This is a genomic window from Demequina sediminis, assembly GCF_039545075.1.
Lineage (GTDB): Bacteria > Actinomycetota > Actinomycetes > Actinomycetales > Demequinaceae > Demequina > Demequina sediminis.
The window spans coordinates 54,598-67,315 of record NZ_BAABRR010000002.1 but is presented as its reverse complement, the minus strand read 5'-3'; the positions used below and the strand labels follow the sequence as shown (position 1 = coordinate 67,315).

The window sequence follows — 12,718 nt, the reverse complement described above, 5'->3', positions numbered from 1 at the left end:
CGGTGCCATATTGTCATGAGCCATGACGCCTTTGACTCATGACGCGGCCCGGACGCGGCGCGCCAACGGACTCGCCTTCGCGCTCGTGTCCGCGTGCTCGTTCGGACTGTCCGGCTCGCTCGCGCGCGGCCTCCTCGACGCGGGGTGGACCGCGGGCGCGGCCACGCTCGTGCGCGTCGCGATCGCCGCGGCCGTGCTCGCGATTCCCGCGCTCATCGCGCTGCGCGGGCGATGGGGCCTCATGCGCCGCGCCGCCGCGACCGTGGTCGCCTACGGCGTCTTTGCCGTCGCCGGCGCGCAGCTGTTCTACTTCCTCGCCGTCGGCACCCTCGATGTCGGCGTGGCACTGCTGATCGAGTACATGGCGCCCGTCGTGGTCGTCGGCTGGCTCTGGGTGAGCCAGGGGAGCCGACCGGGGATCCTTACGCTTGCGGGCGCCGCCGTCGCGGTCGGCGGACTCGCGTTGCTGCTCGATGTCTTCGGAGGCAGCGCGCACATCGACCCCGTCGGCGTGGGCTGGGCGCTGCTCGCGATGGTGGGTGCGTCCGTCTACTTCGTGATCTCGGGCGACACCTCGACCGGGCTGCCGCCCGTCACGCTCGCCTGGGGCGGTCTCGTGGTCGCGCTCGGCGTGCTGGGCCTCGCGGGGCTCGGCGGGATCCTGCCGCTGTCCTTCACCGCCGAGACCGTCGAGCTGTTGCCCTTCGCTCTGCCGTGGTGGGGCGCCGCACTCCTGCTCGGTGCGGTGACCGCCGCGCTCGCGTACGTCACCGGCATCGCCGCGACGCGGCGCCTGGGCGCGCGACTCGGTGGCTTTGTCGCGCTCATCGAGGTGATTGCCGCCACCGGCTTCGCGTGGGTGCTGCTCGGTCAGGTGCCCGGGCCGATCCAGTTCGCGGGCGCGGGACTCATCCTCGTGGGCGTGCTGCTGTTGCGCGCCGGAGAGCCCGCCGCCGAGGCCACGCCTGCGCCGATCGAGCTGCCCGAGATCGCCGAGCCGCAGCCCGAGCCGGAGCCGGAGCCGCAGCCGGCCTAGCCCGCCGTGCGGGAGGCCCTTGGGGGTCCAGCGGGCTGACCGGTAGACTGAGGGGCCGGTCCATGTCGGATCGGCTCCCCCTCACACGGAAACGAGTTCCCGCATGCCCCTGCGCTCCGACCTGCGCAATGTCGCGATCGTCGCCCACGTCGACCACGGCAAGACCACCCTCGTCGACGCCATGCTTGTGCAGGGCGGCGCCTACGGCGACCACGCCCACGTCGAGGACCGCGCGATGGACTCGGGAGACCTCGAGCGCGAAAAGGGCATCACGATCCTCGCGAAGAACACGGCGATCCGCTACACCGGAGCCGCGGCCGTCGAGGGCGGCGTCACGATCAACGTGATCGACACCCCCGGCCACGCCGACTTCGGCGGAGAGGTCGAGCGCGGCCTCAGCATGGTCGACGGCGTGGTGCTGCTGGTCGACGCGTCCGAGGGGCCGCTGCCCCAGACCCGCTTCGTCATGCGCAAGGCCCTCGCGGCGCACCTTCCCGTCATCATTGTCGTCAACAAGGTCGACCGTCCCGACTCGCGCATCTCCGAGGTGGTCGACGAGACCCACGACCTGCTGCTCGGTCTCGCGTCCGACCTCCACGACGAGGTCCCCGACCTCGACGTCGACGCCCTGCTCGAGGTGCCGGTGGTCTTCGCGTCCGCGAAGGCGGGCATCGCCTCCCTCGAGCAGCCCGCCGACGGCACCCTGCCCGCCGGCGAGAACCTCGAGCCGCTGTTCCAGGTCATCATGGAGCGCATCCCCGCGCCCTCGTACGACGAGGACGCCCCCCTCCAGGCCCACGTCACCAACCTCGACGCGTCGCCCTTCCTGGGCCGCCTCGCGCTCCTGCGCGTCTTCAACGGCACGCTGCGCAAGGGCCAGCAGGTCGCGTGGGCCCGCGCCGACGGCTCGATCAAGCAGGTCAAGATCACCGAGCTCCTCGAGACCAAGGGCCTCGACCGCGTGCCCGCGGAGTCCGCCGGGCCCGGAGACATCGTCGCCGTCGCCGGCATCGAGGACATCACGATCGGCGAGACCCTCACCGACCTCGAGGACCCGCGCCCGTTGCCGCTCATCACGGTCGACGACCCCGCGATCTCGATGACGATAGGCATCAACACGTCGCCGCTCGCCGGCCGCGTCAAGGGCGCCAAGGTCACGGCCCGTCAGGTCAAGGACCGCCTCGAGAAGGAACTGATCGGCAACGTCTCGATCCGCGTGCTGCCCACCGAGCGTCCCGACTCGTGGGAGGTGCAGGGCCGCGGCGAGCTCGCGCTCGCGATCCTGGTCGAGCAGATGCGTCGCGAGGGCTACGAGCTCACGGTCGGCAAGCCGCAGGTGGTCACCAAGGAGATCGACGGCAAGCTCCACGAGCCGATGGAGCACATGACCATCGACGTCCCCGAGGAGCACCTGGGCGCCGTCACGCAGCTCCTCGCGTCGCGCAAGGGGCGCATGGAGTCGATGTCGAACCACGGCACCGGCTGGGTGCGCATGGAGTTCATCGTCCCCGCGCGCGGCCTCATCGGCTTCCGGTCGACCTTCCTCACGGACACGCGCGGCACGGGCATCGCCTCGTCGATCGCTCACGGCTACGAGCCGTGGGCCGGCCTCATCGAGTACCGCACCAACGGCTCGCTGGTCGCGGACCGCGCCGGCGCGGTGACGTCCAACGCCCTCACGGCGCTGCAGGACCGCGGCACGTTCTTCGTCGGCCCCACCGAGGAGACCTACGAGGGCATGGTCGTCGGCGAGAACAGCCGCAACGAGGACATGGACGTCAACATCACCAAGGAGAAGAAGCTCAACAACATTCGCTCCTCCACCTCCGAGGAGCTCGAGCGCCTGGCGCCTCCGCGCCGCCTCACTCTCGAGGAGTCGCTCGAGTTCGCGCGCGAGGACGAGTGCGTCGAGGTGACGCCGCTCAACGTCCGCATCCGCAAGGTGATCCTCGACGGGACCGAGCGGGCGCGCGCCGCCTCGCGCGCGAAGCGCCAGAACGCCTGATCCCGCACCTACCATGACTGGCATGGCTCGCATCGTGTGGTCCCTGCTCGTCATCGCCCTCCTCGGGGCGATCGTGGCCTTCGTGGGCGCGGGTTCACACCGCGCCTACGCGTGGCTGGGGCTGATCGCATGCCTCGCGATGGTCGCGACCGCGAGCGTGTTCTCCCGGGCGTGGCGCGGCCTCACGGGCCTCGCGGTGATGGGCGCCGCGTGGGCCACTGTCACGGTGGTGCTCGCGTCCGAGGGCCCGGGCGGCTCGTTCCTCATCGTGCAGGACGCGCTCGGTCTCGCATGGGTGATCGGCGGCGTCGCGATTATCGCGGCGGCGGCGCTCGTGCCGCGGCGGATCCTGGGACGCACGGCGGGGGTGGCGTGAGCATGGCGGACAAGCGATCAAATGAGGTGGCGGACGACGTCGAGGAGGCGCTGCCGTCGTATCTGACGGAGGACGATGCCCCGGCCGCATCATCCGACAACGCATCATCCGACAACGCGTCGTCCGACGACGCGCCGTCCGACGAGACCGCCGCCCCCCGCCCGCGTCGGCGGTGGGCGCGCTGGGGCATCGCGGCCGCGCTGGTGCTCGCGGTGGGTGGCTACGTGGGAGCGGCCGCGTATGCGGCCGACCGCATCCCGTCGGGGACCACCGTGCTGGGTGTCGACGTGGGCGGACTGGGACGCGACGGCGCCCTCGAAGCTCTCGAGCCCGCAGCGGCCGCGGCGGGCGAGGCGCCGGTCGCCGTGACGGCGGGAACCACCTCGGTCGAGATCGTGCCCGCGGACTCTGGCCTCGCGGTCGACGCCGCCGCGACCGTCGACTCGCTGCTCAGCTTCAGCCTCGACCCCCTGACCGTGATGCGCGCCTTCACGGGCGGGCAGCGCGACATCGACCCCGTCACGTCTGTCGACAGCGACGCGCTCGCCGACGCCGTCACGGAGGCGGCGACGGTGCTCGACCTCCCCGCGCAGGACGCTGGGGTGAGCATCGCATCCACCGGCGCGAGCGCGGAGCCCTCGAGCGAGGGCGTCGCCGTCGACGTCGAGGCGACCTCCGCGGGCCTCGCCGACGCGTGGCCCGTCGACTCGTTTCAGGCGGTGACCGCACCGAGCGAGCCCGTCGTGTCGACCGCGGACGCCGAGGAGTTTGCGCGTGTCCTCAACGCCGAGGTGCTCGCGGGGGACGTCGCGATGACCGGGCCGAACGGCGACGTGGTGGTCTCCTCCGAGCAGCTCACGAGGCACGGCTCCGTCGTGGTCGAGGAGGGCGGCCTCGCCCTCGCGATCGACGGCGAGAGCCTCGCGGCCGAGCTCGAATCCGCCGAGCCGTCGCTGGTCAGCGCGGCCACGGGGGCCTCGTTCTCGTTCGACGCCTCGCACCGCATCCAGGTGACCCAGTCGCAGCCCGGACGCGCGATCGACGGTGCCCTCCTGGGCGAGGCCGTCGCGACCGCGGCGCAGAGCGCGAACCGCGCGGGCGAGCTACCGTACCGCGACACCGAGCCGGCCATCACGAGCGACGACCTCGGCGTCAGCGACTTCACGGACCGCGTCGCCGAGTTCTCGACGCCGCTCACCAACGAGACGATCCGCACCAAGAACCTCGTGCGTGGCGCTGAGCTCGTCACGGGAACCGTCGTCAAGCCCGGGGAGACGTTCTCGCTGCTCGACGCGCTCAGCCCGATCACGGCCGACAACGGGTACTACCCGGCCCACGTGATCGTCGATGGCTTCCTCGCGGACGCGCTGGGCGGGGGCCTCTCGCAGATGGCCACGACCCTCTACAACGCCGCCTACTTCGCGGGGCTCGAGGACGTCGAGCATCGTCCTCACTCCAAGTACTTCTCCCGCTATCCCGCCGGCCGCGAGGCGACCATCTACGTGGGCGCGATCGACGTCAAGTTCCGCAACAACACCCCGTACGCGCTGACGCTCAACTCGTATGTGCACGAGGGGCGCCTGCACGTCGACGTGTGGTCGACGCCCCACTTCACGGTCGAGACCTCGGCCTCGGGCCGCAGCAACGTCACGCCGGCAGTGATGGTCGAATCCGACCACGAGGGCTGCATCGACACGCCGATCGGCGCGGACGGCTTCACCATCACGAACACGCGCAAGGTGTTCCTGGACGGCGCGCTGGTGGACACGGAGTCGCTCACGTGGACGTACAAGCCCAACAACGGAGTCACGTGCACGTAGCGGGGACGATGCGGCCGGGAGCGGGCGCGCGCGCCCTCCCTCGCGTCCGACGGGCGCTCCGACGGCGGTATGATGACGGCGTTCCCGCAAGCCCCTGGATGGAGGAGGCGCAGTGACCTACGTCATCGCCCTGCCGTGTGTCGACGTCAAGGACAAGGCATGCATCGACGAGTGTCCGGTCGACTGCATCTACGAGGGTGAGCGCATGCTCTACATCCACCCGGATGAGTGTGTGGACTGCGGTGCGTGTGAGCCGGTGTGCCCCGTCGAGGCCATCTACTACGAGGACGACGTGCCCGACAAGTGGGCGGAGTACTACAACGCCAACGTCGAGTTCTTCTCCGAGATCGGCTCGCCGGGCGGCGCCGCGAAGATGGGTCTGATCGAGCACGACCACGACCTCATCAAGTCGCTGGCACCTCAGAACGGCTGACCCGGGCGCATGGGGCTCAGCCCTCGCTCGCTGCCCGACTTTCCCTGGGATTCCCTCGCGCCGTACCGCGCTCGCGCGGCGGCGCATCCCGGCGGGCTTGTCGACCTCTCCGTCGGCACGCCCGTCGATCCCACGCCTGCCGTGATCAGGGAGGCGCTCGCGGCGGCGGCCGACTCACCCGGCTATCCGACCACGCACGGCACGCTCGCGCTGCGAGAGGCCGTCGCGGCATGGTTCGCACGGAGGCGCTCGGCGCCGCACGTCGACCCCGCCGCGGTGCTGCCGACCATCGGCTCGAAGGAGCTGGTCGCGACGCTGCCCGCGTACCTGGGGCTGGGGGCCGGCGACGTCGTGGTGCATCCGCGGGCGGCCTACCCCACGTACGACGTCGGGGCGCGCCTGGCGGGCGCGACGCCGCTCGCGACCGATGACGTCGAGCAGTGGCGCGGCAACCCCGCGGTGCGTTTCGTGTGGGTGAACTCCCCGTCGAATCCCACGGGCGCGGTGACCGGAGCGAGCGATCTCGCGGCGGTGGTCGCCGCGGCCCGCGAGATCGGCGCGATCGTGGCCTCGGACGAGTGCTACGCCGAGCTGTCGTGGACGGACGACCCTGTGCCGTCGATCCTCGACCCGCGCGTGTGCGGAGACAGCCATGAGGGCGTCCTTGCCGTCTACTCGCTGTCGAAGCAGTCCAATCTCGCGGGCTACCGCGCCGCCTTCGTCGCGGGCGATCCCGCCGTGATCGCGGCGCTGCTCGAGGTGCGCAAGCACGCCGGGCTGATCGTGCCCGCGCCGGTGCAGGCCGCGATGGTCGCCGCGCTGGCCGACGACTCCCACGTGGCCGAGCAGAAGGCGCGCTACCGCGCGCGTCGCGACATGCTGCTGCCCGCCGTCGAGGCGGCGGGCTTCCGCGTCGAGCACTCGAACGCCGGACTGTATCTGTGGGCCACGAGGGGCGAGGACTGCTGGGACACCCTCGGCATGCTCGCCGAGGCGGGCATCCTGGCCGCGCCGGGAGCGTTCTACGGTGAGGCGGCACGCCGTCACGTGCGGATCGCGCTCACGGCGGGCGAGAGGGAAGTCTCTGCCGCATCTAGTAGGCTCGCAAAACGCGAGTAAACCGGCGCTCAAGCATTGGGGTACCGGCGCATGGGTTTCGAAGGGGAGAACATGGCACAAGTGGTGGACGCAAGGCTGACCATCGATGGCGTCACGCGCGAACTCCCGCTGGAGCGCGCGACGATCGGCAACGATGGCGTGTCCGTCGCCACGCTGCTGCGCGACACCGGCCTGGTGACGGTCGACCCCGGCTTCATGAACACCGCCTCGTGTGAGAGCTCGATCACCTACATCGACGGCGATGAGGGGATCCTGCGCTACCGCGGCTACCCGATCGAGCAGCTCGCCGAGAGCTCGACGTTCCTCGAGGTCGCCTACCTCCTCATCCACGGAGAGCTGCCCAGCGAGGACCAGCTCACCGCCCTCAACAACCGCGTGTCGCGCCACATGCACGTGCACGAGGGCATCAAGGCGTTCCTGGGGGCCTTCCCGCGCGACGCCCACCCGATGGCCGTGCTGTCGGGGGCGATCTCCGCGCTCAGCACCTTCTACCCCGAGTCCGTGGGCCGGTCGCCCGAGCAGATCGAGCTCGCGACCGTGCTGCTGCTCGCCAAGACCGCGACCGTGATCGCGTACCTGCAACGCCGGGCGAGCGGGGGAGAGCTCATCGAGCCCCGCCGCGGCGGTCACTACGTCGACGAGTTCCTGAGGATCGCCTTCGCCCCGCAGTCGGGCGACATCGACATGGATCCCGCGGTGCGCCGCGCGGTAGACCTGCTGCTCATCCTGCACGCCGACCACGAGCAGAACTGCTCGACGTCGACGGTGCGGATCGTCGGCTCGTCCCACGCGAACATCTACGCCTCGGTCGCGGCGGGAATCGGCGCCCTGTCGGGCCCGTTGCACGGCGGCGCGAACGAGGCCGCGCTGCGCATGTTCGACCAGATCAAGGAGTCGGGCGACACCGTCGAGCAGTTCGTGGCGAAGGTCAAGGACAAGGCGGAGGGCGCGCGCCTGATGGGCTTCGGCCACCGCGTCTACAAGTCGTACGACCCGCGCGGGGCGGTCGTGAAGAAGGTCGCCGACAAGCTCCTCTCCGACCTGGGCGGAAGCGACGAGACATTCCAGATGGCGCAGCGGCTCGAGGAGATCGCGCTGTCCGACGAGTACTTCATCGAGCGCAAGCTCTACCCCAACGTGGACTTCTACACGGGGCTGCTGTACTCGGCGATGGGCTTCCCCACGCCGATGTTCACGCCGCTCTTCGCGCTCGGCCGGATGCCGGGCTGGATCGCGCACTACAGGGAGATGCTGAACGACCCTCGCACCAAGATCGGCCGCCCCCGCCAGATCTACACGGGCGAGGTCGAGCGGTCCTACGTGCCGCTGTCCGAGAGGGACTGAGCCTCGCCGGCCAGGGGCGTGAGCCTCACGGCCACCCCCTCGCCCGGCCGGGGCACCTCGACAGTGGTGAGTCCCTCGCCCTGCTGCCAGCCGGCATCGTCCACCGCGACCGCCGCGACGGATTCCTCGCGGGCCACCGCGACCGCCCATGCCGCGAAGGCGTCGTTCGCCGTCGCGTCCGCCCCCGACACGGAGAGCCAGATCGCCTCGCTCGTCGCGGAGGCCACCTCGACCGCGTAGGCGCCCGCCCCGAAGTCGCGGTCGATGCGCGCGGCGAAGTCCTGCGCCGTCGTGCCGCCTCCAGCCGACACGTCGCACGTCACGGCGAGCACCCCCGAGTGACCGCGCAGCGCCGAGGCCCACAGCCGCGCGGACGCCTCTCGCGTCGCGTACGCGTCGGGGAAGCCCGACCTCTGCACCGTCTGCGCGGCGACCGTGACCTCCATGTCCTGCCAGCCGTCGACCTTCGCGAGCGCCGCGTAGAACGTGTCCGTCGAGTAGTACGGATCGAGGATCTCCTCGACGGTTCCCCACCCCTGCGACGGACGCTGCTGGAAGAGGCCGAGCGAGTCGCGGTCGCCGTGGTCGATGTTGCGCAGCGAAGACTCCTGCAGGGCCGTCGCGATGCCGATGGTCGCGGCGCGCGCGGGCATCTCAAGGCGCGCCGAGGCCGCGGCGATGAGCGCGGCGTTCGCGGCCTGCTCGGCGCTCAGCGTGTCCGTCGACTCGCCCAGCGCGACCGTGCACTGCTCACCCGGTGGGGGAGTCGGCGCGCTCTCACTCCACAGGTACGAGCCGTAGACCGCGCCGCCCGTCGCGAGGAGGAGCAGGGTCACCGCGGCGGCGGTGCGCCGCGATGCCACGTCAGTTCGCGTGCAGCGCGGCGTTGAGCTCGACGCCCTTGCCCTGGCGCTGCACGGCCTCGAGCGCGCCGGACAGGGAGTTGCGGCGGAACAGGATTCCGTCGCGGCCCGCGAGGTCGCGGGCCTTCACCACGAGCGGGTTGCCGTCGTCGTCGCTCTGGCCCACGAGCAGCACCTTCGAGCCCGCGGTGACATACAGGCCCGCCTCGACGATGCAGTCGTCGCCGAGGGGGATCCCCAGGCCCGAGTTGGCGCCCAGCAGGGAGCGCTCGCCGATCGAGATGATCTCCTTGCCCCCGCCGGAGAGCGTGCCCATGATCGAGGCGCCTCCGCCCACGTCGGAGCCGTCGCCCACCACGACGCCCGCGGAGATGCGGCCCTCGACCATCGAGTGGCCCAGCGTGCCCGCGTTGAAGTTGACGAATCCCTCGTGCATGACGGTCGTGCCCTCGGCCAGGTGGGCTCCCAGGCGGACGCGGTCGGCGTCGGCGATGCGCACGCCGGACGGCACGACGTAGTCGACCAGGCGCGGGAACTTGTCGATGCCGTACACCGTGAGCGGGCGGCCGAACGCACGGTAGCGCAGCCGCACCTGCTCGAAGCCGTCGATCGCGCACGGGCCGTCCGACGTCCACACCACGTTGGTGAGCACGCCGAAGATGCCGTCGAGGTTGAGTCCGTGCGGCCTCACGAGGCGGTGGCTCAGGAGGTGGAGACGCAGATACGCATCCTCGACCGTGGCGGGCGGCTCGTCGAGGTCGATCACGGTGCGCACGACGCGAATCTGGACGTCGCGGAGGTCGTCGGTGCGCTCGGCCGCCTTGAGCTGGGCCGAGGCCTCCGCGCGCACCTTGGGCTCTCCCAGTGCGGGCGCGGGGTACCAGGTGTCGAGGACGACTCCCTGGGCGTCGATGGTCGCGAGGCCGAATCCGAAGGCGGGTCGTGTCATGCGTCAAGATTACGTGGATAGGCTGACCGCATGACGCACCTGGACCTTGCCGTCCCCGTCGAGCTGCTGGCCAAGGCGCTCGTCGACATCCCCTCGGTCTCGGGCAACGAGGACAGGATCGCCGACGCCGTCGAGGCCGCGCTCACGCCCCTCGTTCATCTCGAGGTCACCCGCCTGGGCAACGCGATCGTCGCGCGCACTCACCTGGGTCGCCCCGAGCGCGTGGTGATCGCCGGCCACCTTGACACCGTGCCGATCAAGGGCAACGTGCCCTCCGAGTGGTCCGCCGACGGCGACCTCGTGGGGCGCGGGGCGGTCGACATGAAGGCGGGGGTCGCGGTGCAGCTGTCGCTCGCGGCCGCGCTCACGGCGCCGACGCGCGACATCACGTGGGTCTTCTACGACCAGGAGGAGGTCGAGGCCGACCGCAATGGGCTGGGCCGGATCGCCCGCGAGCGCCCCGACCTGGTCGCGGGCGACTTCGCGGTGCTGTGCGAGCCCACGCAGGGCGTCATCGAGGGCGGCTGCAACGGGACGATGCGCGCCGAGGTTCGCGTCCACGGCAAGGCCGCGCACAGTGCGCGGGCGTGGAAGGGACTCAACGCGGTGCACCGCGCCGCGCCGCTGCTCGCCGTGCTCGCGGAGCACGAGCCCGAGACCTTCACCGTCGACGGGCTCGACTATCGCGAGGGCGTCAACGCGGTGCGCATCTCCGGCGGCATCGCGGGCAACGTCATCCCCGACGAATGCATCGTGACGCTCAACTATCGATTCGCTCCCCGCTGGACGCTCGCGGAGGCACAGTCGCGCCTCGAGGCGCTCGTCGCCTCCTCTGGCATCGACGGCTACGACCTGGTCTACACGGACCTGTCGGGCGCCGCGCGGCCCGGACTCGACGCGCCGCTCGCGGCGTCCTTCGCCGAGTCGGTCGCGCGCACGGGTGTCGCCGCTCCGCGCGCGAAGCAGGGGTGGACCGACGTCGCGCGGTTCGGGGAGCTGGGGATCCCCGCGGTCAACTACGGGCCGGGCGACCCCGAACTTGCCCACGCCGACGACGAGCGCTGTCCCGTCATCGAGATCCACCAGTGCCGCGCCGGTCTCGAGGCCTGGCTTACGTCCTGAGGAGGAACCATGAAGGAGTACCGCAAGGGCCCCGTCCTGTTGCGCGGCCGCAACGTGCCCACCACCTCCACCTCTGAGCGCCTGCTTGACGGGCAGCATCGTCCCGACTGGCTGCATGACGACCCGTGGCGCGTGCTACGCATCCAGTCGGAGTTCGTCGAGGGCTTCGGCGCGCTCGCGGAGCTCGGTCCCGCGATCACCGTGTTCGGCTCCGCGCGGTCCGCCCCCGGCTCGTGGGAGTACGAGGCGGGCGTCGAGGTGGGCAGGCGCCTGGTCGAGGAGGGCTACGCCGTCATCACGGGCGGCGGCCCCGGCTGCATGGAGGCCGCGAACAAGGGCGCCTCCGAGGCGGGCGGCACCTCCGTGGGGCTCGGTATCGAGCTCCCCTTCGAACAGGGCGTCAACGAGCACGTCAACCTGGGCATCAACTTCCGCTACTTCTTCGCGCGCAAGACCATGTTCGTGAAGTACGCCCAGGGATTCATCGCACTGCCGGGCGGATACGGCACCCTCGACGAGCTCTTCGAGTGCCTCACCCTGGTCCAGACCCGCACGGTGCGCCGGTTCCCGATCGTGCTGGTCGGCACGTCCTACTGGGGCGGCCTGCTCGACTGGATGCGTGACACGCTCGCGGCCGACGGCAAGATCTCTCCCACCGACCTCGAGTTGGTGTCCGTCACCGACGATCCGGACGAGGCCGTGGCGCGCATGGTCGCGCTCACCCGTGAGGACGGCTAGGCGCGGGTGATTTGGGCACGGTCTGCCGCGCGCAGTAGAATCGAGCGTAACGCCGTGCTTCGCGGCGCGTGACGCACCCGAGGAGAACCACACGATGGCTGCAATGAAGCCCCGCACCGGCGACGGCCCCATGGAGGTCGTGAAGGAGGGTCGCAGTTACGTGATGCGAGTCCCGCTCGAGGGCGGAGGCCGTCTCGTGGTCGAGATCACGGCCGACGAGGTCAAGCAGCTCGGCGACGCGCTCCACGCCGCGCTCCCGCAGTCCTAGCCGTCACTCCTTGACGGCCGCGAGGAGGCCGTCTCCCGAGGGCAGCAGCGCCACCGTGAGCCGCTCGTCCTCTCGCACTGCCTTGAGGGTCTCCCTCACCGCGGTCGTGTCCTTATCCCGCTGAGCGGGGTCGGGCACACGCCCATGCCACAGCGCGTTGTCGATGAGAAGCAGGCCGCCCGAGCGCAACAGCCGCATCGCGTGCTCGAGGTACGCGGGGTACTCCGACTTGCGCGCGTCGATGAGGACGATGTCGTAGCCGCCGTCCGTGAGGCGCGGCAGCACGTCGAGGGCGCGGCCCGTGATCATGCGGGCGCGCTCGGGCGCGAATCCGCCGGCGGCGATGGTCTGCCGCGCCGCGCGGTGGTGCTCGGGCTCGACGTCGATGGTCGTCACGACGCCGCTCGGGCCCATCCCGCGCAGCAGATACGTAAGCGACACCCCCGCGCCGGTGCCGATCTCGACCGCGGAGCTCGCGCGCATCGTCCTCGCCAGGACCTCGATCGCGCGGGCCGCGCCCGGGAGAACCGGCACGCATCCCAGCTGGTCGGCGACGTCGCGTGCCGCGAGGATCACGCGGTCCTCCTCGACGAAGTCCTCCGCGTAGGCCCAGTTCGCTGCTTCGGTGCTCATCACGCCTCCTTG

The 12,718-nt window shown here is 71.0% G+C and carries 13 protein-coding genes; 10 read left to right on the top strand and 3 right to left on the bottom strand.

All coding sequences use genetic code 11. The features are described 5' to 3' along the window. Nucleotides 1-22: 22 nt before the first annotated feature. From ABEA62_RS02300 to ABEA62_RS02270, 7 genes are all read left to right on the top strand, one after another. On the top strand, nucleotides 23-1,036 hold the full coding sequence (locus ABEA62_RS02300; RefSeq protein WP_345378375.1) for an EamA family transporter: 1,014 nt from the start codon (nucleotides 23-25) through the stop codon (nucleotides 1,034-1,036). Between the two features lie 103 nt (nucleotides 1,037-1,139). Then, nucleotides 1,140-3,041: a translational GTPase TypA gene (typA, locus tag ABEA62_RS02295; RefSeq protein WP_345378373.1), complete on the top strand. Its 1,902-nt coding sequence runs from the start codon at nucleotides 1,140-1,142 to the stop codon at nucleotides 3,039-3,041. 22 nt (nucleotides 3,042-3,063) lie between these two features. After that, nucleotides 3,064-3,417, top strand: coding sequence for a hypothetical protein (locus ABEA62_RS02290; protein WP_286213934.1), 354 nt, complete (start codon nucleotides 3,064-3,066; stop codon nucleotides 3,415-3,417). 2 nt (nucleotides 3,418-3,419) lie between these two features. Then, nucleotides 3,420-5,237, top strand: coding sequence for a VanW family protein (locus ABEA62_RS02285; protein WP_345378371.1), 1,818 nt, complete (start codon nucleotides 3,420-3,422; stop codon nucleotides 5,235-5,237). A 112-nt stretch (nucleotides 5,238-5,349) separates the two neighbouring features. Then, the gene (fdxA, locus tag ABEA62_RS02280; protein WP_042215085.1) at nucleotides 5,350-5,670 is read left to right on the top strand and encodes a ferredoxin; all 321 of its coding nucleotides are present in this window, start codon (nucleotides 5,350-5,352) and stop codon (nucleotides 5,668-5,670) included. A 9-nt stretch (nucleotides 5,671-5,679) separates the two neighbouring features. Continuing rightward, nucleotides 5,680-6,789 (top strand): succinyldiaminopimelate transaminase, encoded by a 1,110-nt coding sequence (gene dapC, locus ABEA62_RS02275; RefSeq protein ID WP_345378362.1) that lies wholly within the window; start codon nucleotides 5,680-5,682, stop codon nucleotides 6,787-6,789. Between the two features lie 51 nt (nucleotides 6,790-6,840). Next, nucleotides 6,841-8,133 carry a citrate synthase gene (locus tag ABEA62_RS02270; protein ID WP_345378360.1) on the top strand — a complete coding sequence of 431 codons (1,293 nt, stop codon included), beginning with the start codon at nucleotides 6,841-6,843 and terminating at the stop codon, nucleotides 8,131-8,133. Here ABEA62_RS02270 and ABEA62_RS02265 read toward each other — a convergent pair. After that, the gene (locus tag ABEA62_RS02265; protein ID WP_286213928.1) at nucleotides 8,106-8,996 is read right to left on the bottom strand and encodes a hypothetical protein; all 891 of its coding nucleotides are present in this window, start codon (nucleotides 8,994-8,996) and stop codon (nucleotides 8,106-8,108) included. The genes ABEA62_RS02270 and ABEA62_RS02265 overlap by 28 nt on opposite strands. Nucleotide 8,997: 1 nt before the next feature. Further along, nucleotides 8,998-9,945: a 2,3,4,5-tetrahydropyridine-2,6-dicarboxylate N-succinyltransferase gene (gene dapD / locus ABEA62_RS02260; protein WP_286213926.1), complete on the bottom strand. Its 948-nt coding sequence runs from the start codon at nucleotides 9,943-9,945 to the stop codon at nucleotides 8,998-9,000. 30 nt (nucleotides 9,946-9,975) lie between these two features. On the opposite strand from dapD, the gene dapE reads away from it, so the two are divergent. From dapE to ABEA62_RS02245, 3 genes are all read left to right on the top strand, one after another. Then, entirely contained in the window at nucleotides 9,976-11,067 is a 1,092-nt protein-coding gene (gene dapE, locus ABEA62_RS02255; RefSeq protein ID WP_286213924.1) for a succinyl-diaminopimelate desuccinylase, read from the top strand. Nucleotides 11,068-11,076: 9 nt separating this feature from the next. Next, on the top strand, nucleotides 11,077-11,805 hold the full coding sequence (locus ABEA62_RS02250; RefSeq protein WP_286213923.1) for an LOG family protein: 729 nt from the start codon (nucleotides 11,077-11,079) through the stop codon (nucleotides 11,803-11,805). A 94-nt stretch (nucleotides 11,806-11,899) separates the two neighbouring features. Then, complete coding sequence (locus ABEA62_RS02245) at nucleotides 11,900-12,073, top strand: DUF3117 domain-containing protein (RefSeq protein ID WP_286213920.1); 174 nt, start codon at nucleotides 11,900-11,902, stop codon at nucleotides 12,071-12,073. Nucleotides 12,074-12,076: 3 nt separating this feature from the next. On the opposite strand, the gene ABEA62_RS02240 is transcribed toward ABEA62_RS02245, so the two are convergent. Then, the gene (locus ABEA62_RS02240) at nucleotides 12,077-12,706 is read right to left on the bottom strand and encodes an O-methyltransferase (protein ID WP_286213919.1); all 630 of its coding nucleotides are present in this window, start codon (nucleotides 12,704-12,706) and stop codon (nucleotides 12,077-12,079) included. Nucleotides 12,707-12,718 lie beyond the last annotated feature (12 nt).

Excerpts from the sequence above, each read along its gene's own strand:
- ABEA62_RS02300 (WP_345378375.1), top strand. The coding sequence starts at position 23 with ATGACGCCTTTGACTCATGACGCGGCCCGGACGCGGCGCGCCAACGGA.
- typA (WP_345378373.1), top strand. The coding sequence starts at position 1,140 with ATGCCCCTGCGCTCCGACCTGCGCAATGTCGCGATCGTCGCCCACGTC.
- ABEA62_RS02290 (WP_286213934.1), top strand. The coding sequence starts at position 3,064 with ATGGCTCGCATCGTGTGGTCCCTGCTCGTCATCGCCCTCCTCGGGGCG.
- ABEA62_RS02285 (WP_345378371.1), top strand. The coding sequence starts at position 3,420 with ATGGCGGACAAGCGATCAAATGAGGTGGCGGACGACGTCGAGGAGGCG.
- dapC (WP_345378362.1), top strand. The coding sequence starts at position 5,680 with ATGGGGCTCAGCCCTCGCTCGCTGCCCGACTTTCCCTGGGATTCCCTC.
- ABEA62_RS02270 (WP_345378360.1), top strand. The coding sequence starts at position 6,841 with ATGGCACAAGTGGTGGACGCAAGGCTGACCATCGATGGCGTCACGCGC.
- dapD (WP_286213926.1), bottom strand. The coding sequence starts at position 9,945 with ATGACACGACCCGCCTTCGGATTCGGCCTCGCGACCATCGACGCCCAG.
- dapE (WP_286213924.1), top strand. The coding sequence starts at position 9,976 with ATGACGCACCTGGACCTTGCCGTCCCCGTCGAGCTGCTGGCCAAGGCG.
- ABEA62_RS02250 (WP_286213923.1), top strand. The coding sequence starts at position 11,077 with ATGAAGGAGTACCGCAAGGGCCCCGTCCTGTTGCGCGGCCGCAACGTG.
- ABEA62_RS02245 (WP_286213920.1), top strand. The coding sequence starts at position 11,900 with ATGGCTGCAATGAAGCCCCGCACCGGCGACGGCCCCATGGAGGTCGTG.
- ABEA62_RS02240 (WP_286213919.1), bottom strand. The coding sequence starts at position 12,706 with ATGAGCACCGAAGCAGCGAACTGGGCCTACGCGGAGGACTTCGTCGAG.